At 65.7% G+C, this 22,312-nt stretch carries 17 protein-coding genes and 3 pseudogenes; 14 read left to right on the plus strand and 6 right to left on the minus strand.

Annotated features, from left to right (window positions below):
• Nucleotides 1-21 precede the first annotated feature (21 nt).
• Nucleotides 22-2,910 (plus strand): glycoside hydrolase family 2 protein, encoded by a 2,889-nt coding sequence (locus ACTRWB_RS30785; protein ID WP_446904060.1) that lies wholly within the window; start codon nt 22-24, stop codon nt 2,908-2,910.
• 6 nt (nt 2,911-2,916) lie between these two features.
• Here the strand turns inward: ACTRWB_RS30785 and ACTRWB_RS30790 are convergent, their stop codons facing one another.
• Nucleotides 2,917-3,051 (minus strand): hypothetical protein, encoded by a 135-nt coding sequence (locus ACTRWB_RS30790; protein WP_048248033.1) that lies wholly within the window; start codon nt 3,049-3,051, stop codon nt 2,917-2,919.
• Between the two features lie 403 nt (nt 3,052-3,454).
• On the opposite strand from ACTRWB_RS30790, the gene ACTRWB_RS30795 reads away from it, so the two are divergent.
• The 7 genes from ACTRWB_RS30795 to ACTRWB_RS30825 all read left to right on the plus strand — a co-directional run bounded on the left by ACTRWB_RS30795 (nt 3,455) and on the right by ACTRWB_RS30825 (nt 11,846).
• Nucleotides 3,455-3,928: a hypothetical protein gene (locus tag ACTRWB_RS30795; RefSeq protein WP_446904061.1), complete on the plus strand. Its 474-nt coding sequence runs from the start codon at nt 3,455-3,457 to the stop codon at nt 3,926-3,928.
• Nucleotides 3,929-4,015: 87 nt separating this feature from the next.
• On the plus strand, nt 4,016-4,828 hold the full coding sequence (locus ACTRWB_RS30800) for an alpha/beta fold hydrolase (protein WP_446904062.1): 813 nt from the start codon (nt 4,016-4,018) through the stop codon (nt 4,826-4,828).
• 295 nt (nt 4,829-5,123) lie between these two features.
• The gene (gene ampC, locus ACTRWB_RS30805; protein WP_446904063.1) at nt 5,124-6,293 is read left to right on the plus strand and encodes a class C beta-lactamase; all 1,170 of its coding nucleotides are present in this window, start codon (nt 5,124-5,126) and stop codon (nt 6,291-6,293) included.
• Nucleotides 6,294-6,456: 163 nt separating this feature from the next.
• Complete coding sequence (locus tag ACTRWB_RS30810) at nt 6,457-8,568, plus strand: hypothetical protein (RefSeq protein ID WP_446904064.1); 2,112 nt, start codon at nt 6,457-6,459, stop codon at nt 8,566-8,568.
• A gap of 12 nt (nt 8,569-8,580) precedes the next feature.
• Nucleotides 8,581-8,844, plus strand: a complete 264-nt coding sequence (locus tag ACTRWB_RS30815; protein WP_048251623.1) for a hypothetical protein — start codon at nt 8,581-8,583, stop codon at nt 8,842-8,844.
• Nucleotides 8,845-8,881: 37 nt separating this feature from the next.
• Entirely contained in the window at nt 8,882-11,020 is a 2,139-nt protein-coding gene (locus ACTRWB_RS30820) for a phosphocholine-specific phospholipase C (protein WP_048251624.1), read from the plus strand.
• A gap of 139 nt (nt 11,021-11,159) precedes the next feature.
• Nucleotides 11,160-11,846, plus strand: coding sequence for a histidinol-phosphatase (locus ACTRWB_RS30825; RefSeq protein ID WP_446904065.1), 687 nt, complete (start codon nt 11,160-11,162; stop codon nt 11,844-11,846).
• A 12-nt stretch (nt 11,847-11,858) separates the two neighbouring features.
• Here the strand turns inward: ACTRWB_RS30825 and ACTRWB_RS30830 are convergent, their stop codons facing one another.
• The 3 genes from ACTRWB_RS30830 to ACTRWB_RS30840 form a co-directional block, all read right to left on the minus strand.
• Nucleotides 11,859-12,746 (minus strand): LysR substrate-binding domain-containing protein, encoded by an 888-nt coding sequence (locus ACTRWB_RS30830; RefSeq protein ID WP_446904066.1) that lies wholly within the window; start codon nt 12,744-12,746, stop codon nt 11,859-11,861.
• Nucleotides 12,747-12,879: 133 nt separating this feature from the next.
• Nucleotides 12,880-13,251 carry a cupin domain-containing protein gene (locus ACTRWB_RS30835; protein WP_193102447.1) on the minus strand — a complete coding sequence of 124 codons (372 nt, stop codon included), beginning with the start codon at nt 13,249-13,251 and terminating at the stop codon, nt 12,880-12,882.
• A 77-nt stretch (nt 13,252-13,328) separates the two neighbouring features.
• The gene (locus tag ACTRWB_RS30840; protein WP_446904067.1) at nt 13,329-14,447 is read right to left on the minus strand and encodes a polyamine ABC transporter substrate-binding protein; all 1,119 of its coding nucleotides are present in this window, start codon (nt 14,445-14,447) and stop codon (nt 13,329-13,331) included.
• 271 nt (nt 14,448-14,718) lie between these two features.
• On the opposite strand from ACTRWB_RS30840, the gene ACTRWB_RS30845 reads away from it, so the two are divergent.
• Both ACTRWB_RS30845 and ACTRWB_RS30850 read left to right on the plus strand, forming a co-directional pair.
• The gene (locus tag ACTRWB_RS30845; RefSeq protein WP_446904068.1) at nt 14,719-15,570 is read left to right on the plus strand and encodes a helix-turn-helix transcriptional regulator; all 852 of its coding nucleotides are present in this window, start codon (nt 14,719-14,721) and stop codon (nt 15,568-15,570) included.
• A gap of 80 nt (nt 15,571-15,650) precedes the next feature.
• Nucleotides 15,651-16,313 carry an ankyrin repeat domain-containing protein gene (locus ACTRWB_RS30850; RefSeq protein WP_446904069.1) on the plus strand — a complete coding sequence of 221 codons (663 nt, stop codon included), beginning with the start codon at nt 15,651-15,653 and terminating at the stop codon, nt 16,311-16,313.
• A 163-nt stretch (nt 16,314-16,476) separates the two neighbouring features.
• On the opposite strand, the pseudogene ACTRWB_RS30855 reads toward ACTRWB_RS30850, so the two are convergent.
• Nucleotides 16,477-16,611, minus strand: a pseudogene (locus tag ACTRWB_RS30855) (IS5/IS1182 family transposase); the annotation flags it as partial.
• A gap of 20 nt (nt 16,612-16,631) precedes the next feature.
• Here ACTRWB_RS30855 and ACTRWB_RS30860 point away from each other — a divergent pair.
• From ACTRWB_RS30860 to ACTRWB_RS30875, 4 genes and pseudogenes are all read left to right on the plus strand, one after another.
• A pseudogene (locus tag ACTRWB_RS30860) lies at nt 16,632-16,829 on the plus strand (transposase); the annotation flags it as partial.
• Entirely contained in the window at nt 16,826-17,401 is a 576-nt protein-coding gene (locus ACTRWB_RS30865; RefSeq protein ID WP_446904070.1) for a DUF3841 domain-containing protein, read from the plus strand. The pseudogene ACTRWB_RS30860 and the gene ACTRWB_RS30865, both read left to right, overlap by 4 nt.
• A gap of 47 nt (nt 17,402-17,448) precedes the next feature.
• Nucleotides 17,449-18,255: pseudogene (locus ACTRWB_RS30870) on the plus strand (IS5 family transposase).
• A 292-nt stretch (nt 18,256-18,547) separates the two neighbouring features.
• Nucleotides 18,548-19,903 carry a hypothetical protein gene (locus tag ACTRWB_RS30875; RefSeq protein ID WP_446904071.1) on the plus strand — a complete coding sequence of 452 codons (1,356 nt, stop codon included), beginning with the start codon at nt 18,548-18,550 and terminating at the stop codon, nt 19,901-19,903.
• Nucleotides 19,904-20,265: 362 nt separating this feature from the next.
• On the opposite strand, the gene shc is transcribed toward ACTRWB_RS30875, so the two are convergent.
• A complete protein-coding gene (gene shc / locus ACTRWB_RS30880; protein WP_446904072.1) occupies nt 20,266-22,311 on the minus strand; it encodes a squalene--hopene cyclase in 2,046 nt (681 codons plus the stop codon).
• Nucleotide 22,312 lies beyond the last annotated feature (1 nt).

A 22,312-nucleotide genomic window follows, 5' to 3' on the forward strand; every position in this document is an offset into this window, starting at 1 on the left:
GCAATCAGGGAGGAACACAACGTGACATCGAAAGAACGCCGGAAATTCCTGTCCTACAGCGCCGCGCTGGTCGGCACGAGCTGGCTCGCCGGCTGCAATGGCGACATCGATTCGACGTCGGGCGTAACCGGCACATCGGGCGCCGACGGCCCGGCGACGGTCACGCCCATCGCGCCGGGCGTGCCGGCTGACCCGGAACACAGCCTGCTGGCCGCGCAGGAACTGTCGGAGCACTGGACGTTCGCGTCCGCGAGCAGCCTGCCGGGCGCGAGCGGCGCGCAACTGTCGAGCGCCGCCGGCGTGACGGGCATGGCGCCGGCGACGGTGCCCGGCACCGTGCTGAACAGCATGATCGTCAACGGCAAGTATCCCGATCCGTTCCATGGCCGCATCGTCACGGACACCATTCCCGATACGCTGAAGGACACCGACTACTGGTACCGGACGACCTTCGCGGCGCCGGCCCGGCAGCCGGGGCAGCGGCTGTGGCTGCGCTTCGGCGGCGTCAACTATTGCGCGGAGATCTGGCTGAACGGCGCGCTCGTCGGCCGGCTCGAAGGCGCGTTCAAGCAAGGCGCGTTCGACATCACGCGGCGGCTGCCGCAGGCGGGCGGCGCGGCCAGCCTTGCGGTGCGGGTCGTCAAGCTGGATTTCTCGGAAGGGCCGCTGCTGCCGAACTACCAGAGCGGCGTCACGCGCGGCGGGCGCAATGGCGGCCCGACCGGCGTCACGCTGAAGAACGGGCCGACGTTCTTCTGCTCGGCCGGCTGGGACTGGCTGCCGACGATCCCCGACCGCAATCTCGGTATCTGGCAACCGGTCGCGTGGTTCACGACCGGCGCGGTGCGCATCGCGGCGATCAATATCGCCCACACGCTGTCCGCCGATCTTTCGCGCGCGGAGTTGCGCCTCGATCTCGAACTGGACAACGGCTCGGGCACGGACCTCGTCGCGACCGTCGTCGGCACCATCGGCAACGGCACGCCGTTCCGCCACGACATCGCGATTCCCGCATGGAGCACGACGATGAAGGTGTCGCTCACGTCGTCGGATATCGCGGCGCTAGCAATCAAGCAGCCGCGCCTGTGGTGGCCGAACGGGTATGGCGAACCGAATCTCTACGCGGTGACGATCGGAATCGACGTGGCGCGCAAGCGGTCGGACGAGCGCACGCTGAACATCGGCCTGCGCCGCATCGACTACGCGCGCGACATCGGCATGGGCCCGCAGTTGAGCATCACCGTGAATGGGCTGCCGATCCTCGTGATGGGCGGCAACTGGGGGCTCGACGAAGCGCTGAAGCGCATTCCGCGCGAACGGCTGTTCAACCAGGTGCGGCTCCATCGTGACGCGAATCTCAACCTGATCCGCAACTGGAACGGGCAGAGCACGAGCGACGATTTCTTCGACGCATGCGACCGCTACGGGATCCTCGTCTGGCAGGATTTCTTCTTCTCGACCGAAGGAGACGGGTCGGGCGCCGCCAACGTGCCGCGCGATCTCGACAACATCCGCGACGTGATCGCGCGCAACCGTCATCGCCCGTCGATCCTGCTCTGGTGCGGCGGCAACGAAGGCGCGCCGCCGCCGGCGCTCGTCAAGGGGCTCGACGCGCTCGTTGCCGAGCTGGACCCGCAACGCCTGTGCCTCACGAGTTCGGCGGGCGACACCGGCGCCGGCGCGGTGAACGGCTACTCGTCCGGCGGCCCGTACAACTGGGCGTCGCCGCAGGCCGCGTTCGGCCGCGGCTACGGCACGACTTCTGTTGCGTTTCACAACGAAGTCGGCTCGCATTCGATCCCGACGCTCGAATGCGTCGAAGCAATGCTGCCGGCCAGTTCGGTCGAATGCCCCGACGATTTCTGGGCCGACCGCGACATGAACGGCAACGGCGCGTACTACGACGCGGTCGGCAAGCAGGGCGGCGCGGGGTACATCGCGATGACGGCGCTGCGCTACGGCGCGATCCGGAATCTCGCCGACTTCGTGCGCAAGGCGCAGATGATGAACTACGAATGCATTCGCTCGATCTACGAGGCGAATGCGGCCGTGATGATCGGCCCGGTGGCCGGAAAGATCACGTCGCCGGCCACCGGCGTGATCATGTGGATGACGAACCCCGCGCAACCGAGCTTCGTGTGGCAGATGTACAGCCACGATCTCGAGGAGCACGCGTCGTTTTTTGCGGTTCGGCACGGGTGCCGTCGCGTCAATGCGATCCTCGATGCGAATACCGCCGACGTGACGATCGCGAATCACACGGCGGCGTCGGTCACCGGCCGCGTCGAGATGCGCGTGTACAACCTGGACGGCACGCTGAGCAGCCGGACCACCGCGGATGTCGGCGGCGTCGCGAAGGCGTCGTATCGCGTGGTGGCGAACCTGGCGTCGGCGATGGCCGCCGCGAGATCCGACGTGTGCATCGTCGCGCTCGCGCTGGTCGATTCGGGCGGCAAACCGCTGGCGGAGAATGTCTACTGGCGGCAGCGCGACGGTGGTGACGACGCGTACGCATCGCTCGACACGATGCCGGGGGCGGCGGTTGCGATCAGCGCGACGGCGGCCGAGGCCGACGACGTGACGACACGCATCACGGTCGATGTCGCCAACGTCGGCGCGACGCTCGCGCTGATGACGCACCTGCAGGTATTCGATCCGTCGACCGGTGCGCGCGTGCTGCCCGCGTTCTACAGCGACAACTACCTGAACCTCGTGCCGGGCGCGAAGCGGCAGATCGCGATCGACCTGCCGCACGCGAACGGCGCGCCGGTGTCGCGCGTCGCGTTGCGCGTCGACGGGTGGAGGCTCGATCGCCCGAACTGCAGGCTGGGGCTCGGCGGTGTGCCGGTGGTGTTCAACGAGCGCGCGTTGGCGGTCGATCAGGCGGTGCCGACGTTCGCGGTCTGCTGATGCGCGTTACGGACGCAGCAGATCGAACCCGCCGAAGACGACGACACCGCTGAGCACCATCATCGCGACGGAGTGCTGGCCGAAGTAGAGAATCGCGGCGGCAAGCCACGTCGTGATGCAGAAGGCGCCGATGCGGGCCATCGTGTGTTCCTCGAATGCGTGATGACGTCAACGTGCCGCACGGTGCTGACCGCTCGAACCGGCGAGCGGGACACGAAGGCGGACGGAAAAGGCGACCCGCGAAGCCGTGACGGCGGCGCCGGCACGCGTTGCGTGCCGCGCCCGAACGGGCGGGAGCCGACACCGGCGGCGTTGCGCGATCGAGCCCGGAGGCGATCGGCGCGCGGATCCGGCCGGCGAAGCGGCAATTTTACCAGCGTCGCTTCGTCGCGAATCTGGCCCTTTCGTGGCTCAAGCGCTGCGATCCTCGTGAAAATCAGTCCGGCCCCGATACTCAAGTTTCATGTGACGAATGCCGTAAACGAGTTGGAAGGCAATTCCTGCCCCCTGTCATGATGCATTTACCGATACACGGACCGATACGATGCAGATCGATTTCTCCACGACCGCGCGATCCCCGCTTACCGATGGCAGCCTGAGCGCGAACGCGTCGCCGGGTGCCGCGACGGCGACGTCGACCCCATCCGCCGCGACGTCGTCCAGCGATGGCGCGACGGGTACCACGGGCACGACCGGCACCACCGGCACGAAGGATTCGGCCGGCGGCACCGGCGAAACGCTTGGCGCATCGGGTGGCTCGTCGGATAACCCGGCGGTCAACCAGCTGAAGGCGCTGATCGAGCGGCTGCAGCAGCAGCTCGCGACGCTGGAGCGGCAGATGGCGAGCGCGGCCCAGCGCGCGAAGGACGACCCGGCCGCGGCGATCGAACAGCAATCGCTGAGCGCGGAAGCCAGCGCGATCTCGGGGGCGCTGGCGACGGCGATCTCGCAGCTTGCCGCGGCGATCGAGAAGTCGGGCGGCTCGCCGTCGGGCGGGCTGGTGTCGACGCAGGCGTGACGCGCTCCGGCCGCGCGATCGTCGCGGCCGCTTTCGTCGTACGCATTACAATCGCAAGCTCGTCTCCCTCGAAAGGACGGCAGAACGATGAATGCGGAACTCGACGACGACGAACTCGTCCGCTTCGACGCGCACGGTGGCGCGCCGCTGCCGGCGGCCGATGCCGAAGGATGGCTCGAACATGACGGCGCGCGCATCTGGCACGCGTCGTTCGGCGATGGCCCGCCGGTCGTGCTGCTGCACGGCGGCCTCGGTCACGGCGGCAACTGGGGCAACCAGGTGCCCGCGCTGCTCGCGGCCGGCTACCGCGCGATCCTGATCGACAGCCGCGGCCACGGCCGCAGCACGCGCGACGACCAACCCTATTCCTACGAACGCATGGCGTCCGACGTGCTCGCGGTCCTCGACGCGCTGCACATCGGCCGCGCGCGCTTCGTCGGCTGGAGCGACGGCGCGTGCATCGCGCTCGTGCTCGCCGCCCGCGCGCCGGAACGCGCGGCCGGCGTGTTCTTCTTCGCGTGCAACATGGATCCGGGCGGCACGAAGGAGATGGTGCCGAGCCCGTTGATCGACCGTTGTTTCGCGCGACACAGGAAGGACTACGCGCAACTGTCCACGACGCCGGACCAGTTCGACGCATTCGTCGCGGCCGTCAGCGAAATGATGCGCACACAACCGAATTACCGCGCGCAGGATCTTGCGGCGATCGCCGTGCCGGTGACGATCGTGCAGGGCGAGCACGACGAATTCATCCGGCCCGAGCATGCGGCGTATCTGGCGCGCACGATTCCGGGCGGGACGCTGACAATCCTGCCCGGTGTGAGCCATTTCGCGCCGCTGCAGCGGCCCGCGCGGTTCAACGCGGCGATGCTGGACTTTCTCGACCGGCTGCCGGGCTGACGCGCGCGCCCATCTCGATCGCTTGGTTGTCGTTGATCTGCCGGTCGCGCTCGGCTTCCTGCAACCGCGCATAGGCCGTTCATATTCACGGCGCTTGAAACGGCTGCACGCGAGCCACTCCAGCAACGCGCGTATCTCATAAGATTTTCTTTAGGCTCGCGCAACATATCGTCGATTGTTGGCGGCCGGCCGGTAGCGGATAGTCCTGCTTCGACAGGCCGGCCGCCGTGATTCTCGCGCGGTGCGGCCGGATCTGTTGTTCACGCAACCATCCGATACCAAAGGAACCGCAACCATGCGATTCAACGCGACCCGCTTCGCCGCGACCCTGTTCGTCGCCGCGTGCGCCACCGCGACGGCCGGCCGCGCGGCCGCAGTCACGCAGGACGACATCCACGCCACCGTGACCCGCCACATCGCGCCGCTGATGAAGCAGTACGCCATTCCCGGCATGGCGATCGGCGTCGTCGCCGACGGCAAGCCCTACGTGTTCGACTACGGCGTGATGTCGACGCAAACCGGCAAGCCCGTCACCGGCGACACGCTGTTCGAGATCGGTTCCGTCAGCAAGACGCTGACGGCGACGCTCGCGTCCGACGCGCAGGAGGGCGGCGAGCTGTCGCTGTCGGACCCGGCCGGCAAGTACCTGCCCGCGATGCAGGGCAAGCCGTTCGGTGCCCTGACGCTGCTCCAGCTCGGCACGCACACGCCCGGCGGGATGCCGCTGCAGGTGCCGGACAACATCCACGACGAAGCCGGCCTGATGCGCTATCTCGACGCGTGGCGGCCCGCGTATACACCCGGCACGCGCCGCACGTATTCGAACGTCGCGATCGGGATGCTCGGGTGGCTTACCGCGAAGGCGATGAACCGCGATTTCGCCGTGCTGATGGAGCAGCGGCTGTTCCCCGCGCTCGGGATGACGCATACGTATATCAACGTACCCGACGCACGCAAGGCCGACTATGCGCAGGGCTATACGCAGGACGGCAAGCCGATCCGGATGACGGGCGGCATGCTGTGGCAGCAGGCCTACGGCGTGCGGACCACGGCGGCCGACCTGCTGCGCTTCGTACAGGCGAACATGGGGCTGGTCGACACGGCACCGCGACTGCAGCGCGCGATCGAACGCACGCACACCGGCTACTTCCGCTCGGGGCCGCTGACGCAGGACCTGATCTGGGAACAGTATCCGTATCCGGTCGCGCTGCCGACGCTGCTCGAAGGCAACGCGCCGAAGATGCTGTTCAACGCGACGCCGGCGAGCGCGATCACGCCGCCGCTGGCGCCGAACCCGAATAGGTGGATCAACAAGACGGGCTCGACCAACGGCTTCAGCACGTATGTCGCGTTCGTCCCCGCGAAGCGGATCGCGATCGTGATGCTCGCGAATCGTAGTTACCCGATCGAGGATCGCGTGAAGGTCGCGTACCAGATTCTCGGTTCGCTCGGCGACGGGCGGTAACGTTTCCACCGGCGGGCCGGCCGTTCCGCGGGTCCGGCCCGCCCCAAAAATACTGATACCTGTATCGGCGCGCTTCTGCAAAACGAAATACGCGCATCGCATCCCCTGAGCAGAATCCGGGCAGATCTCCGGGCGTGTCCGGATATTCCAATCAGGGGGAAACATGCGGAAGACCACTCTCGCACGGTTGCTGTGCGGGCTGACCTTGGTCGGCACGCTCGGCGCGTGCGGCGGCAACATGGACGGTACGGCAGGGTCCGGCGGCACGGCGTCGAACGCGGCCGGCGGCACCGATAACGGCACCGGCAACGGCGGCACGCCGCCGGGCCAGCAGGTCGCGAACCGCGCGCTCGTGATCGAGCTCGACGGCGTGACGTACGCGGCGCTGACGGCCGGCATCGCCGGCGGCACGCTGCCGAACCTCGCGAAGCTGCATGTCGCGCCCGCCTATAGCGGCGGCGTCAACGGGCTGCTGTCGCAGCAGCCGAACCTCGATACGCCGAGCTGGGCCACGCTGCTGACCGGCGCATGGGGCAACCGCCACCAGGTGCTGTCCGACGCGCCGAACCAGGCGCTGCAGGCGCCGACCGCGTTCGACGCATTGAAGACCGCGAACGCGGGCCTGCTCGGCGCGGCCGTCGGGTCGCCGGCGCTGGCGTCGCTGCTGACCGCCGGGCGCAACGCAGGCAACCTCGACACGCTCGCGAACTGCGCGGCGGTCGACAGCTGCGTCACGCAACAAAGCACCACGATGATCCAGCAGGGCTACTCGCTGGTCGTCGCGCAATACCACTCGGCGCAGGATGCGGCGCTGAACTACGGCCTCGGCGCGTCGGCATACGCGAACACGCTGAAGCAGCTCGACGCGGCCGTCGGCGCGCTCGTCGCGGAAACCACCAAGCGCAACAAGGAAAACTGGCTGGTCGTCGTGACCGGCGGCCACGGCCTGAACGCGGCCGGCGGCAGCGACGGCCTGCCGCTGCTGTCCGAATCGACGACCTTCATCGCGATGAACCAGGCCGACAACGGGCGCCTCGGCAGCGCCGCGCAGCCGGCGTCGCTGGCCGACCTGCACACGCGTGCCAGCATCGCGGACATCGCGCCGACCGTGCTCGCGCAATTCGGTGCGTTGCCCGCGCCGTCCGCATATGAAATGGACGGCGGCGAATTGATCGGCGCGCAACCGGTGTCGCAGCTCGCCGGCACGACGAGCACCGACGGCCACAGCGTCGTGCTGACGTGGGCCGCACCCGCGAGCGGCGCGATCGCGATCTACCGCGCGGGCCAGCAGATCGCGACGCTGCCCGCCGGCGCGACGACCTATACCGACAGCAATCTCGGCCTGACCGCGGCCGGCACCTACAGCTTCGACTACGTGGTGACGGCGGGCGGCGCGCCCGTGGGCAGCATCGCGCAGATCGCGTACGTGCCGCCGCCGCCCCCGCCGCCGCCGCTCGCGACGACGCTCAAGAACGGCCTCGCGTCGTACTACCCGTTCGGCGCGCTGCCGGCCGTCGATGCGCTGAACGCGAGCACGATGGGCCCGTTCTCGGCCGCCGCGAACGGCGGTTCGCTCACCGCCGATCCGTTCGGCGGGCAGGCGCTGCAGGTGACGACGCAGACCGTCGACACGAACGGCTACGACGGCTACAAGCTCGTGCAGAACGCCGACATCGCGACGCAGGCGCAGTTCACGATCGGCATGTGGGTGAAGACGCCGTGCACCGACGTGGTCGGCTTTGGCACGCCGGTGTTCGCGAACAAGAACTGGCAGAGCGGCAAGAACGCGGGCATCGCGATCGGGCTGTTCCCGCAGGCGTCGGGCGCGCCGTCGGGCACCTGCAACATCCAGTACAACGCGGGCGACGGCACGAACCGCAACGACCTGAAGACGATGAGCGTGACCGCGAACCAGTGGGTGTACGCGGCGTTCGTGATCGACACCGTCGGCAAGACGATGACGGCCTACACGTTCGACCCGGTGCTCGGCGAGCAGAAACAGAGCACGCCGCTCACGGTGTCGGCGAGCGCGCTGCCAGGCCTCGGCACGAAGACGTTCGGCGTGAATGAAGACGGCACGGGCCAGTACCACATGCTCGCGTGCGGTTACCCGGCGAGCCATTACAGCGGCGGCTACACGGTCAACGCGTGCACGACGGTCAAGCCGAACGTGGAGAGCTTCTCCGACGTCGCGATGTGGAGCCGCGTCGTGACCGAAACCGAACTGCAGTCGATCGCGGGCTCGGGCAAGCCGCTGTCGACAATCCTTCACTGACGGAGTCCTCACATGAACACGACAGACCTGCGCCGCGTGCGCGTCGCGCTCGCCGCCTGTGTGCTGAGCGCGCTGGTTGCCGGGTGCGGCGGCGACGATGCGTCGAACGGCACGCCCGCGAGCGCCGCGAAGACGAACGCCGCACCGGCAGGTGCGGGCGGCGCGAGCGCGCCCGTGCCGATCGTCGCGCTGCCGGGCGCCGGCCCGTGCCCCGCATCGGGCACGGCCGCGCTGCAGTCGCCGTCGCTGAACTCGCAGCTGCGCTGCGCGCCGTGACGCGCGCGCCTTTCCGGGACGACCTTCCTTCTCGACCATGACCTCCATCGACCGCCGTTCGTTTCTCCGTGCCGCCGCTGCCGGCACGGCCTTCTCGATGTTCCCGCCGGCGATCCGGCGTGCGCTCGCGATTCCCGCCAACAACCAGACCGGCACGATCAACGACGTCCAGCACGTCGTGATCTTCATGCAGGAAAACCGCTCGTTCGATCATTACTTCGGCACGATGCCCGGCGTGCGCGGTTTCGGCGACCGCCTGACGATCCCGCAGCCGGGCGGCACACCGGTCTGGCAGCAGAGCGACGGCAAGCGGCCGGTGCTGCCGTTCTATCTCGACAGCACGAAGGGCAATGCGTTGCTCGTCGGCGGCGCGCACTCGTGGACCGATTCACATACCGCGTGGGACAACGGCCGGATGACCGCGTGGCCCGCGTCGAAGGGCGATGCGTCGATGGGCTACCTGCGGCAGTCCGACCTGCCGTTCCACTTCGCGCTCGCGAACGCGTTCACGGTCTGCGACGCGTATCACTGCTCGCTGCACGGCGGCACGAACTCGAACCGGATCTTCCTGTGGACCGGCACGAACGGCCCGACCGGCTCGAACACGGCCGTCGTGAACAACGACGGCTGGGACGGCCTCGGCGCGTCGAAGACGGGCCTGACCTGGACGACCTATCCGGAGCGCCTGCAGGCGTCCGGCGTGAGCTGGAAGGTCTACCAGAACATGCCGGACAACTACACCGACAACCCGCTCGCGGGCTTCGCGACGTTCCGCAAGGTCAACGAGACCGTGCCGGGCTCGCCGAACGCGCCCTATACGCCGGCGATGGAAGCGCTGTCGCCGCTGTACAAGGGGATCGGCAACACGATGCCCGACGGTGGTTTCCTGCAGTCGCTCGCCGACGACATCGCGGCGAACCGGATGCCGCAGGTGAGCTGGATCGTGTCGCCGCAGGCGTATTGCGAGCACCCGGGCGCATCGACGCCGGGGCAGGGCGCGTACTACCTGCAGCGCCTGCTCGACACGCTGACCGCGAACCCGGACGTGTGGAGCAAGACCGTGCTGTTCGTGAACTACGACGAGAACGACGGTTTCTTCGATCACATGCCGCCGCCGAACGCACCGTCGCGCAACGCGGACGGCACGTATGCGGGCAAGTCGACCGTGACCACGCAGTACGAGTACTTCACGTTGCCGAACCCGCCCGGCGATTCGTCGCCGCTCGCGCCGGACGGCCGCCCGTACGGGCCCGGCCCGCGCGTGCCGATGTTCGTCGTGTCGCCGTGGAGCACGGGTGGTTGGGTCAACTCGGAAGTGTTCGACCATACGTCGGTGCTGCGCTTTCTCGAGCAGCGCTTCGGCGTGCAGGAGCCGAATATCAGCCCGTGGCGCCGCGCGGTGTGCGGCGACATGACGTCGGCGTTCAACTTCCGGAACCCGAACGGCAACCCGACGACGTCGCTGCCGGCGCCGACCAAGGCCGCGGCCGATGCGCAGCACGTGCAGCAGAGCCTGATGGGCGCGGTGCCGGTGCCGTCGGTCGGCGCGCAGCAGATGCCGACGCAGCCGCAAGGCACGCGGCCGTCGCGCGCGCTGCCGTACGAACTGCACACGAGCGCGAACGCCGACGTGTCGGGCGGGCTGCTGTGGCTCACCTTCAGCAACACGGGCACGGTCGGCGCGGTGTTCCATGTGTACGACAAGCTGCATCTCGACCGCGCGCCGCGTCGTTATACGGTGGAAGCGGGCAAGCAGCTGTCGGATTCGTGGCGCGCGGTCGCCGACGACGCTGGCAACTACGACCTGTGGGTGCTCGGGCCGAACGGCTTCCTGCGCGAATTCCAGGGCAACGTCGCGAAGGCCGCGAGCGGGCCCGTGCCGGAAATTCGCGTGTGCTACGACCCGGCCAACGACGCCGTGTACCTGACGATCATGAACGTCGGCAACGCGGCGAGCCAGGTCACGGTCACGTCGAACGCGTACCGCACCGACGGCCCGTGGAGCTATGCGGTGCCGGCCGGCATGCAGGTCGAGCCGTACTGGACGCTCGCCGCGTCGAGCGGCTGGTACGACTTCACGCTGGCGGCCGAGAACGGCCTCGTGCGCCGCTTCGCGGGCCGCGTCGAGACCGGCAAGGACAGCATCAGCGATCCGGCGATGGGCGTGTCCAGCTGACCGGCACCGGCCGCGCGGCCGGCGTCGCATCACCGGTTGCCGCCGGCGCGCCGACCCGCGCCGGCGGCTTGGGTGCGCGGCCTCGCGTCGACGGGGCCGCGCGTTTTTCATTCCTTTCCGTTCACACACGCTTCATTCGATGCCGCAACTCGCGCTTTTCGATCTCGACCTCACCCTCATTCCGTTCGACAGCGACCAGGCCTGGGGCCGTTTCATGGTCGAACACGGCCTCGTCGATGCCGACGAATTCGACCGGCTCGACGCCGCGTTTTCGGCCGGTTATGCAGCCGGCACGCTCGACATCCATGCGCACCTGTGCGCGATGCTCGCGCCGCTCGCACGTCATTCGCGAGAGCGGCTCGCCGTCCTGCACGCGCGTTTCATGGACGACGTCGTGCTGCCCGCGATCGCGCCCGCCGCACTCGACCTCGTGCGCCACCACCGCGCACGCGGTGACCTGTGCTGCGTCGTCACCGCGACGAATGCGTTCATCACACGGCCGATCGCGCATGCGTTCGGCATCGACGCACTGATCGCGTGCGAACTCGAGACCGTCGACGGACACCCCGACTCGCGCTATACGGGGCGGCCGGCCGGCGTGCCGAGCTACCGCGAAGGGAAGATCGTGCGCACCGATGCGTGGCTTGCGTCGCGCGGCCTCGCGTGGTCCGATTTCGAACGCAGCTGGTTCTACAGCGATTCGCACAACGACGTGCCGCTGCTCGAGAAAGTGACCGATGCGGTCGCAACCAATCCGGACGAGCGGCTGCGCGCGCTCGCAATGGCGCGCGGCTGGCAGATCATCGAGCTGTTCGAGACGGTGTGAAGGCGGGTGTCGTTACGCGCGTGACGGCGTACGCTCGTCGCGGCATTCGACATTGGCCATGAACGCGGTGATCAGCCGCGTATCGGCGCGCGCGTCGAGGTAGTACAGGTATTCGTGCATCGGCGGCATGTCGTCGGCGAGCGCGATCGCGCGCAGTTCCGGATGCGCGCCGACCTCGCCGCGCGGCATCAGCGTGCAGCCCATGTCGTGCCGCACGGCTTCGCGGATCGCTTCGCGGCTGCCGAGTTCGATCGCGTTCGCGGGCAGGCTGATGCCCGCATCCTTCAGCACGTGCTCCATCAGCGCGCGCGTACGCGAGCCCGCCTCGCGCAGCAGCAGCGTCTCGCCGGCCAGCGCGGCGAGCCGGGTCGTATCGCGCGTCGCGAGCGGATGCGAGCGGTGCACGACCAGCACCAGCGGATCGTTCGCGATCGTATGCCGGACGAAACGCGGATCGTCGTCGCGCTGCGACGACACGGCGACGTCGACGCGAAAATCGACCAGCGCGTCGAGCACCTGCTGCGAGTTGCCGATCTCGATGTTGATCTTCACGGCCGGATACTGGCGCCGGAACGCGGCGATCGCGGGCAGGATGTAGAACGGGCCGGTCGTGCCGACGCGCAGGTTGCCCGTGTGCAGTTCGCGCTCGTTGCGCAGCGCGAAATCGATATCGTTCTCCATCTGCAGCATCTGGCCGATCATCGGCATCAGCGACGCGCCGGCGTCGCTGAGGTCGAGACGGTTGCCGCGGCGATGGAACAGATCGACGCCGTAATGGCGTTCGAGCTGCTGGATGCGCGACGTGATCGTCGGCTGGCTCACGTCGAGGCGCTTCGCGGCCGCAGTCACGCTTCCCTGGCGGGCGGTTTCATAGAAGGCGGCGAGAAGCAGGGCAAGCATGGCGAGACACGGAACGAGACGAGCGGAACTTACCGGCCGCGCGTGTCAATTCCGTGTCATTGCGGTGGAGCGACGTGGCAAATTGGGGCGCAATGTTGCGAACGGCGCATGCCGGCCGACGAAGCGGTGGCGCTTACGCGGGCGGTTGTTCGTCGTACGCAACGAAGATCTTCCGCGTGTGTTCGACGACTTCCCAGGTACCGCGAAAACCCGGCGGAATCACGAAACGATGGCCGGCACGAACGGTCTTCCGGTTTCCCTCCGTGTCCGTGATCACGGACGTGCCTGCCAGGATCTCGCAGTATTCTGCTTCGGTGTAGGCGACGTGCCAGCAACCGGGCGTGCTTTCCCAGATGCCGGTCGAGAAACGGCCGCACGGGCTCGCGAAACCCGGCGTGAGTGTTTGCAGCGGATCGCCCGCAATCAGCTTCTCGGGCGACACACGGTACTGCGTCGGCTCGCCGCTCGGGATGAGCGCGTCGGTAATGGATGAAACGTCGATCATGATGGGCAGTCTTCGTCGAGTTGGAATGAACGCGCCGACGGCGCGTTCGCATGATTTCATACTTGCGACCGGGCTGGTCAGTTGCCGGTTTTCAGTTGTTGCCACAACCGGTTCTCGAGCCGCGCGATGTCAGCCGAACGCGGCTTCGAGAGCGCCATCCTGTCGAGCACGTCGGCGGGCAGATAGACGTTCGGATCGTGCGCGACGGCCGGCGTCACGTACTGATGGGCCGCCTTGTTCGCGCTCGGATAGTAGATCTCGTTGGTGATGTCCGCGTTGACCTTCGGATCCTCGATGTAGTTGATCCATTGCAACGCGGCTTCCGGATGCGGCGCGTCCTTCGGAATGGCCATCACGTCGAACCACAGGATGCCGCCTTCCTTCGGGTTCGCATAACGGATCTCGTAACCGCGTTTCGCCGCCACCGCTTCGCGGCGCGCGACGCTCACGTCGCCCGACCAGCCCAGCACCACACAGACGTCGTTGTTGGCGAGATCGTTGTTGTAACCCGACGAGTTGAACTGCGTGATGTACGGACGCACCTTCTTGAGCATCTCGAACGCGGCCTGATAGTCGGCGGGGCTCTTGCTGTTCGGATCCTTCCCGAGGTACTGGAGCGCGGCGGCAAACACGTCGTCCGGTGCATCGAGGAACGACACGCCGCAGCTCTTCAGCTTCGACACGTTGGCCGGATCGAACACCAGTGCCCAGCTGTCGAGCGGCGCGCTGTCGCCGAGCGCCTTCTTGACCGCCTGCACGTTGTAGCCGACCCCGTCCGTGCCGTAGGCCCACGGCACGCCGTACTGGTTGCCGGGATCGGATTCGGCGATCTTCTTCATCAGCGCGGGGTCGAGGTTTGCCAGGTTCGGCAGTTTCGTCTTGTCGAGCTTCTGGTAGACGCCGGCCTGGATCTGCTTGGCCATGTAGTTCGAGGTCGGCACGACGATGTCGTACCCGGAGCTCCCGGCCAGCAGCTTCGACTGCAACGTGTCGTCGCTGTCGTAGACGTCGTAGCGCACGCGTACGCCCGATTGCTTCTGGAAGTCGGGGATCGTGTTTTTCGCGATGTACTCGGACCAGTTGTAGACGTTCAGTTCGGCGTCCGACGCGCGGGCCGGCGTTGCCGACAGCGATGCGAAGCATGCGGCGGTCGCGATGGCGACGGGGAAGGCGAGACGAAAAACGCGGACGATCATGGTCACTCCCTTTCGAAACGAGGGCGGGGCGCTGCATTGCGCACGCGCGCCGCGGGGCGGTCGATGAGGCTCGCAACGGTTCGCTTCGAACCAGGGATGCACTGGCGGGCCTCGCCGGATATCGGGGATGACTGTATGCGGCGGGCATCCGGCTGTCTGTCCATGAAATCCGTACAGCCGGGCGGCGGTGTGCACCGGAAACCCGCGCGAGGGAATTGGCAACGCACTTTTGGCGTGGTAACGGTAACCGTCCCATTCTTCCGTGCATCGTATGACCGACCATGACGCCGACGCGACGATCGATATCCAGCTGGGCCAGCTCGTGTTCATGTCCGACGCGCTGTCGGCCGTGGCCGGCGCGATCGGCTCGCCGGATTTCGTCGCGGTCGTGTTCGAGAACCTGACGCGCATCGTCGATTGCGATTCCATTCATCTGGATTACGAGGACGAGTCGCTGCTCGATCGCCGGGTCGGCTGGATCGGCAGCTACGGAACGTACCCGGACCAGATCGAGCGCACGATGACGCACTACTACCGCGATTTCGCGCGGATCGATACGACGTTCGACTGCATCCGCGGCGAACGCGATACGCAGTTGCTGCAGTTGTCGACGCTGCGCTTGAACCCCGAGATTCGGCGCGCGTTTTACGACAGCGAGGACATTCACGACGAGTGCGTGGTCACGTACCGCGTGGACGAACTCACCTATGCGCTGTCGGTATGCCGTGCGCGACGGCTGCCGCCGTTTACGCTCAAGGAGCTGAGCATCGTCCGGCATGTCGCGCTGATCGTGTTGCCGCTGGCTGTTGCACATCGACGGATCGTCGGCGACCGGCCGGCCGATGCGGACGCGGCGCGCAGCAACGAAAGTGTTGCCGCGCAGCGGCTGATCCACGTGTTCGAGAAGCTGACGTCCCGCGAATCGGAGGTATGTGCGCGGCTCATTCGCGGCAGGAAGACGCAGGACATCGCGCAGGAACTCGGCATTCGGCCGTCGTCGATTGATACTTACGCACGGCGTGCATTCGCGAAGCTCGGCATCGAATCGCGTCGCCAGTTGCTGAACCTGCTGCTGGATCATGACGCGCTCGATGCGTCGTCGGCCCGGAGAAGCGATGCGTGATCGCACGGTCGTAGTCGTGACGAACGCTTATGATGAGCGGTCGACGCGGTTACGCAGATGCGACACACGAGGAGAGCCGATTGAGCATCGCATGGGACGGAATCACGAGCGCCGACGTGCTCGGCAAAACGGAGGTCGCGAGCCGGCATGCGCTGGCCGACGCAGCGAGGAACGGCGACTGGGCGACGATGCTCGACCTCGTTGCGAAGCAGCCTGAACTCGTCAATGCGACACGGCTCGGCGGCACGTCGTTTTATGCGCCGCTGCATCAGGCCGCGTATCGCGGCGCGCCGAAGGAGGTCGTCGCCGAACTGCTGCGGCTCGGTGCGTGGCGCATGCTGCGCGATGCGCAACGCGAGCGCGCGGTCGATATTGCGGTGGCGCGCGGGCATCGGCATCTGGTCGATTGGCTGACGCCGCGACCGAAACGCTTCGTGCCCGACGACACGGTGCTTGAAATCCAGCGCCATTTCCACGCGATGATCGTCGGCCGCATCGCGCACCTGCGTGTCGACGCATTGCGCTTGCCTGAACTCGAACCGCTGCTCGAACTCGACGCGCAGGCCGCACGCATGTGGTTCGCGGTGCCGGGCATGTATGGCGGATTCGGCTATGCGCTGCGCACGGATGGTGACGCGGCCGTGCTCGTGTCCGAGAGCTGGAGCCGCGTGGTCGGCGGCTCGGGCCAGCGGCACGAGATCACGGCGAATGGATGCACGCTGGTTGACGAGGGATTTGTTTGACGCGACTGGTCAGTGACTGCGGCCGATCATCTCGTTGAACTCAAAACTGTTTTGGCAATTCGCGCCTTTCCCCGGGGTGGTATCGTCCGCCGATACTGCGCCGCACGACTTCCAGCATATTCAGCGAGGCGTGTGCCGCATGACCGTAACGCCCTAGAGCGTGTTATCCACTTTGACGGATCGATACGGCATGGACGAGCATGAGGATGGCGAAGACAACGAAATGCAACCCGGCCAAGGTCTCGGGCAATCGCTCGTAGTCCCGGGTGAGCCGCCGGAAGCGGTTCGTCCGACCGAAATCCCAATCCCGCTTTCACACGTATTGCAGATGAGATTGAGAGTCGACGTTTGGGTATGACGAACTCAATTGTGGCGCGGGTGTCGAATGCATGTGTGGAGGAGTTGAACAATCCTATCTACGCAATGAGTGGTCGTGTGCGAGGCTATTGCAACAAGGCGCGATTTAATGTATCGATATTATTTGAATTCAGAGATTTTGTTGGCGGTCGCTCATGAAAATCGGAAGTAAAATTCGGCGGCAAGCAAAGCGGAGGGGGCGTCGCCATTTAATTATTCACACATTTCACATTCAGCCATTCCCGGTCGAATTGCTGTTGAAAGGCCGATTCTTCTTCGAATGGCAGTTTGTAGAAAAGACATGGCGTCCTGCGTACGAATGGATGACGACGAGATTGTCGAATTTTTTGGGCACGGAACTGACCAATCCGCCTATATGGGCATGGGAGAAATTTAGCAGTCGGCGAGTACAAGCGCAGGCGATAGAGGACCTGTTCGGAGGATTTGATGGCTCTGATTGTGCTACCGATCACAAACGAAATATCGTTCATATCAAGCTAAAAGTTCCGCGCAATCTTGCATTGCAATCTTCATATTCTGTTTGGAATATAATGCTGAGCGACTCCCTGTCTGAAAATTCTAATTTGAGTCAGCATTATTTAAAATCTTTGTTGTTCTCTGGTGCCAATTTATGGGGGGGTAAGTATGCTCAGGTGGTAGTTCCGTATGTGGATCCGGGTTGGATTGTTTTTGTAAAAAAACATAACTTCAGGAAGTTGAGATATTTGTGATGTAGAGCGTGTTATACATTGTTCGTATCGCATATGGTCGCAGGAAAATGGAAAAACGCAGACCGTACCCGACGGATGTCTCAGACGGCGAATGGAGCTTTGTGGCGCCGTATCTGACCTTGATGAAAGAAGACGCTCCACAAAGAGAGTATGAGTTGCGGGAGTTGTACAACGCGCTGCGCTGGCTTGCCAGGGCGGGCGCGGCCTGGCGACTATTGCCGACGAATTTCCCACCTTGGGAAGCGGTGTATTAGCAAGCGCAGCGCTGGTTGAGGGCCGGCTGCTTCGAGGCGATGGTCAACGATCTACGATCGGTGCTGCGCGTGGCGCAGGGTCGTCCGGGGCAGCCCAGCGCGGTGATTCTCGATGGGCGCACGCTGCAATCGACGTGTGAAAGCGGCCCGCGTGCGGGCTACGACGACTATAAACGCAAAAATGGAAGCAAAGTGCATAGGGCCGTGGATACGTTGGGTCATCTGCTGGCCGTGCATATCACACCGGCCAACGAGCAAGAGCGCGCGCAGGTCCAGGCGCTGGCACAGGAAGTTCAGCATGTGACGGGACAGACAGTGAAGCTGGCCTGTGCCGATCAAGGTTACACGGGCGAAGCGCCCGCACAAGCCGCTCGCGACGAAGGCATCGACTTGCAGGTTATTAAGCTGCCGGAGGCGAAAAACGGCTTTGTGCTGCTGCCGCGCCGATGGGTTGTTGAGCGTAGTTTCGGTTGGGCGAACCGCTTCCGGCGGCTCACCCGGGACTACGAGCGATTGCCCGAGACCTTGGCCGGGTTGCATTTCGTTGTCTTCGCCATCCTCATGCTCGTCCATGCCGTACCGATCCTTCAAAGTGCATAACACGCCCTAGGAGCACTTCATGAAAAGCAGCAAGATATTCGTGATGGGTGCTCCCGCCTAAATCCGTCGCCCTGCTGAACCGATTGTAAATACGCGATGCCGTGCGTTACCGAGTCGGATTCGCAGTCGTCGAACGTCATCTGCACGAGCAATGCCCATGCAGCACAGCTATTGATATTACGGGACGTAAGGCGCTCGCAGGATGTTTTCCCGCGCGATTCTTGAATCGCCCATTTTTATCCGCTAGAACTGATGAGCGGGGGAAATCGAATATCAACAAAACAAGTCCGGGGTGAATGTGAGAACCATACTTGCCATGGCGGGTGGCGTACTTGCCAGTTCCGTTCTTTTCGGATGCGCGCCGACCTATGACGAAAACTGGCTTTCGACGCAGTGGACGAAAGCCATGCAAACCTACAATATCCGGCCGGTCTATCCCCCTACCGAAGATCTGCACGTCGGCGACGTCTATGCGATCGCGATCGGTCAAACCGACAGCAGCGGGAATCCTATCGAAGGCGCGCTGTGGGGATCGGAGAAACTCGATTTCATCCCGCTGGACCAGGAACTCAACGATTATTATTCGCGCGTGCAGACGTTCCCGGCCACCGACGACACGCCTGCGTCATCCACGGCCATCTGGCATCAGCCGACGACGGCAGCGTGTACCGATGCACCTCCGGCTGCACGACCGGCGCCAGCGCCGGCGCCCGCATCGGCGCACCAGCCGAAGAAGCAAGTCGCGGCAAACCACGCGGCTGCCGCCGGGGTGCACGCCGCGCAGACCGCAGAACAGCCTGCCCACCATGCAGCGGCCCCATCCGCACGATGCAGCAGCGCAAACGTATTCGCGCGGACAGGGACATGGATGCGCCTTCCGATCGCGACGTTCCCGGCATTCACCGTTGCGCATGGGAATGCGGAACAGTTCAGCGGCAGCCTGCCGCTGCGATTCTTCAACGCCGTCTTCAGCGGTTCTCATCGCAGCGAGGATCAGATATCGGTCACCATTCGCCAGGCCGAAACGTATGGCGTGCCGGCTTATCCCGCGAAGATCCGACTGTTTGCCTATTGCAAGAGCAATTCGCAGAAATATGGATTCTGTCTCAAGCAGGCGCTCGAAAGCGAAATCGCCAACCTGAGCGGCAAGGGGCCGCCGCCGGACGTGGCCATCGCACTGGTCAACCGGATCTACCTGACGCGCAGTATCGAGTTCACCTACAAGGCGTCGTCGTCGACGGCGGCGCAGGGGAGCGTGTACGTACTGCTCCAGAAGGTCCTGGCGAACCAGGCCGCATTGAAAACGGCGCTGGGTGGCACGAACGCGCCCGCGCAAGATACGCCGGTGAAAGCGAAGGCGGGCCAGGCCGCCGATGCGGGCGGCACGCCGGCCGCCGCGGGCGGTGCGCCGCCGGCGAGTCCGTCGGCCGACGCGCTCGCCGCGATCAAGTCCGATCTCGACGCGCTGCTGGCGTCGACGCAGAGTCAGACGCAGCAATTGAGTTCGTCGCCGGTGCCGGGATCGTCGTTTTCGATCGCGACGATCAGCGACAACGAAATCTCGTTGGTGCAGACGTTCGAGCACCCGGTAGTCGTTGGGTACCGGTACGTGTCGCTGCCGGGGCAAGGGCAATCAACCAAACAGTGACTGCGTACGTTCGAATCACGGGAATCGCTTCAGGCCGACCGGTGCATTCCGACCGGAATGCACGCGGCGCCTGGTTGCAACGATGAAGGGGAGCACCATCATGAAATCTCGGTCACGCGGACTGGCCTGTCTTGCATGCCTGGCCATGGCGATATCGGCTGCGACGTCATGGGCGGCAGACGCACACGCACCGGCACGTTCGGCGGCGGGCGCTGCTGCCGCGAGCGCGCCGGCTTCAGAGATACCCGAGACGCCGCTGTTTGGGCAGGGATGCAATGTGCCGGTCCATCCAGGCTACCAAGGGTCCGGCACCGCCGACGTGCCTCAATGTACCGAGTGAGCGACGCCCGGCGGCCCCGGGCCTAGACGGTCTCCGACACGCGTCGTTCGGTCGTTGCTGCATCGTGGTCTGATGCAAGCGTCATTCCCGCCAGCCGCCGATACCGCGCAAGCGCCCACAGCGGGAAGTACGCGGTATACCCGTGATACTTCAGGTAGAAGATGCGCGGAAAACCCGGCGCATTGTGCGAACGGTGCCACCAGAAACCGTCGTCCTGCTGCACCGACTGCAGATACGCGATGCCGCGCTTCACCGAATCGGATTCGCAATCGCCGAACGCCATCTGCGCGAGCAGCGCCCACGCGGTGCAGTTCGACGTGCTCTCACCGGCATTCGTACCAGCGAGCTTCGGGTCGATATAGCTGTCGTTCGTCTCGCCCCAGCCGCCGTCCGCATGTTGCCTTGCGCGCAGCCAGTCGAGCGCACGCGCGATATAGGGCTGCGACTTGTCCTCGCCGGCGAGCGCGAGGCCGGCCAGCACGCTCCACGTGCCGTACAGATAGTTCGTGCCCCAGCGGCCCCACCAGCTGCCGTCGGGCTGCTGCGTACGCTTCACGTAGTCGATGCAGCGCGCGAGCGACGCGCGGTCGTCCGCGCGCTTCGTCACGCCGAAGCACAGCAGCACGCGGCCCGACACGTCTTCCGTCGGCGGATCGAGCAGCGCGCCGTGATCGGCGAACGGGATCGCGTTCAGGTACATGCGATCGCAATCGGCGTCGAATGCCGCGAAGCCGCCATTGCGCGATTGCAGCCCGCGCGTCCAGTCGAGCGCGCGCGCGACGCGCGGCGCATACGGGTTCGTGCCGTCCGCGTTGCGATGCGTGCGGCCGCGGCGATCGAGCATCGCGGTGACGAGCGCGCTGTCGTCGATGTCGGGGTAGTACGGGTTCGCGTACTGGAACGCCCATCCGCCCGGCTCCGTATCGGCCGGCGCGTTCTCGATCCAGTCGCCGCGCAGGTCGTTCACCTGGCGCTCGGCCATCCAGTCGTACGCGCGCGCGATGCGTGCGTCGAGTTCGCGCAGCGCGCCGGCCGTTTCGCCGGCTTCCGGCGCCGCCACGCCGCGCGCCTGCTCGAGCGCCATCGTGCTCCATGCGGTGTCCCATACCGGCGACAGGCACGGCTGGCAATACACGCTGCCGTCCGGCCGCATGACCAGCAGCTTTTCCAGCGCGTTTTCGCAATCGCGCCGCAGCGGATGATCGTCCGGGTAGCCGAGCACGTCCATCATCTGGTAGCTGTACACGATCGGCGGGAAGATACCGCCGAGCCCGTCCTCGCCGTTCATGCGCTCCGCGCACCATGCCTCCGCATGTCGGATCGCGCGCGCTCGCAGGCGCTTCGGCATCAGCGGCTCGATATGACGAACCGTGCGGTCGAGCGCGAGGAACAGCTTGCGCATGCCGCGCGCGGGCGGGAAGTAGTGACGTTCGGCGTCCGGCGGCGTGACGAACAGCTCGCGGATCGAGACGTTGCGCGGATTGCGGGCGCGCGCCTTCAGCGAGCACAGCACCAGCAGCGGCACCATCGTCGTGCGCGCCCAGTACGCGACCTTGTACATCGAGATCGGCACCCACTTCGGGAACAGCACGAATTCGATCGGCATGAACGGCGCCGCACGCCACGGCACCTGGCCGAACGTCGCGAGCAGGATGCGCGTGAACACGTTCGAACGCGCCGCGCCGCCGAGCTGCAGGATCGCGTCGCGTGCGCGGACCATGTGCGGCGCGTGTTCGCTGTCGCCGGCCGCCTTCAGCGCGAAATACGCCTTCACGCTGCACGACACGTCCGGCGCGCCGTCGACGTACAGCGCCCATCCGCCATGCGTGTCGAGCCGCTGGTTCGCGCGCAGGTAGCGCGCCATCTGCTCCTGGCGCACGTCGTCGATCTTGTCCATGAAATGCATCATCAGGATGTATTCCGCGGTGATCGTCGCGTCGGATTCGAGTTCGAAACACCAGCTGCCGTCGGGCTGCTGAAGACGCACGAGCGCGTCGCGTCCACGGGCGATGGCGGTGTCGAGCGCGGACCAGGAGGAGGGGGACGGTTTATTCATGCGGCAGATCATA

The sequence above is a fragment of the Burkholderia sp. YIM B11467 genome (genome assembly GCF_052952715.1).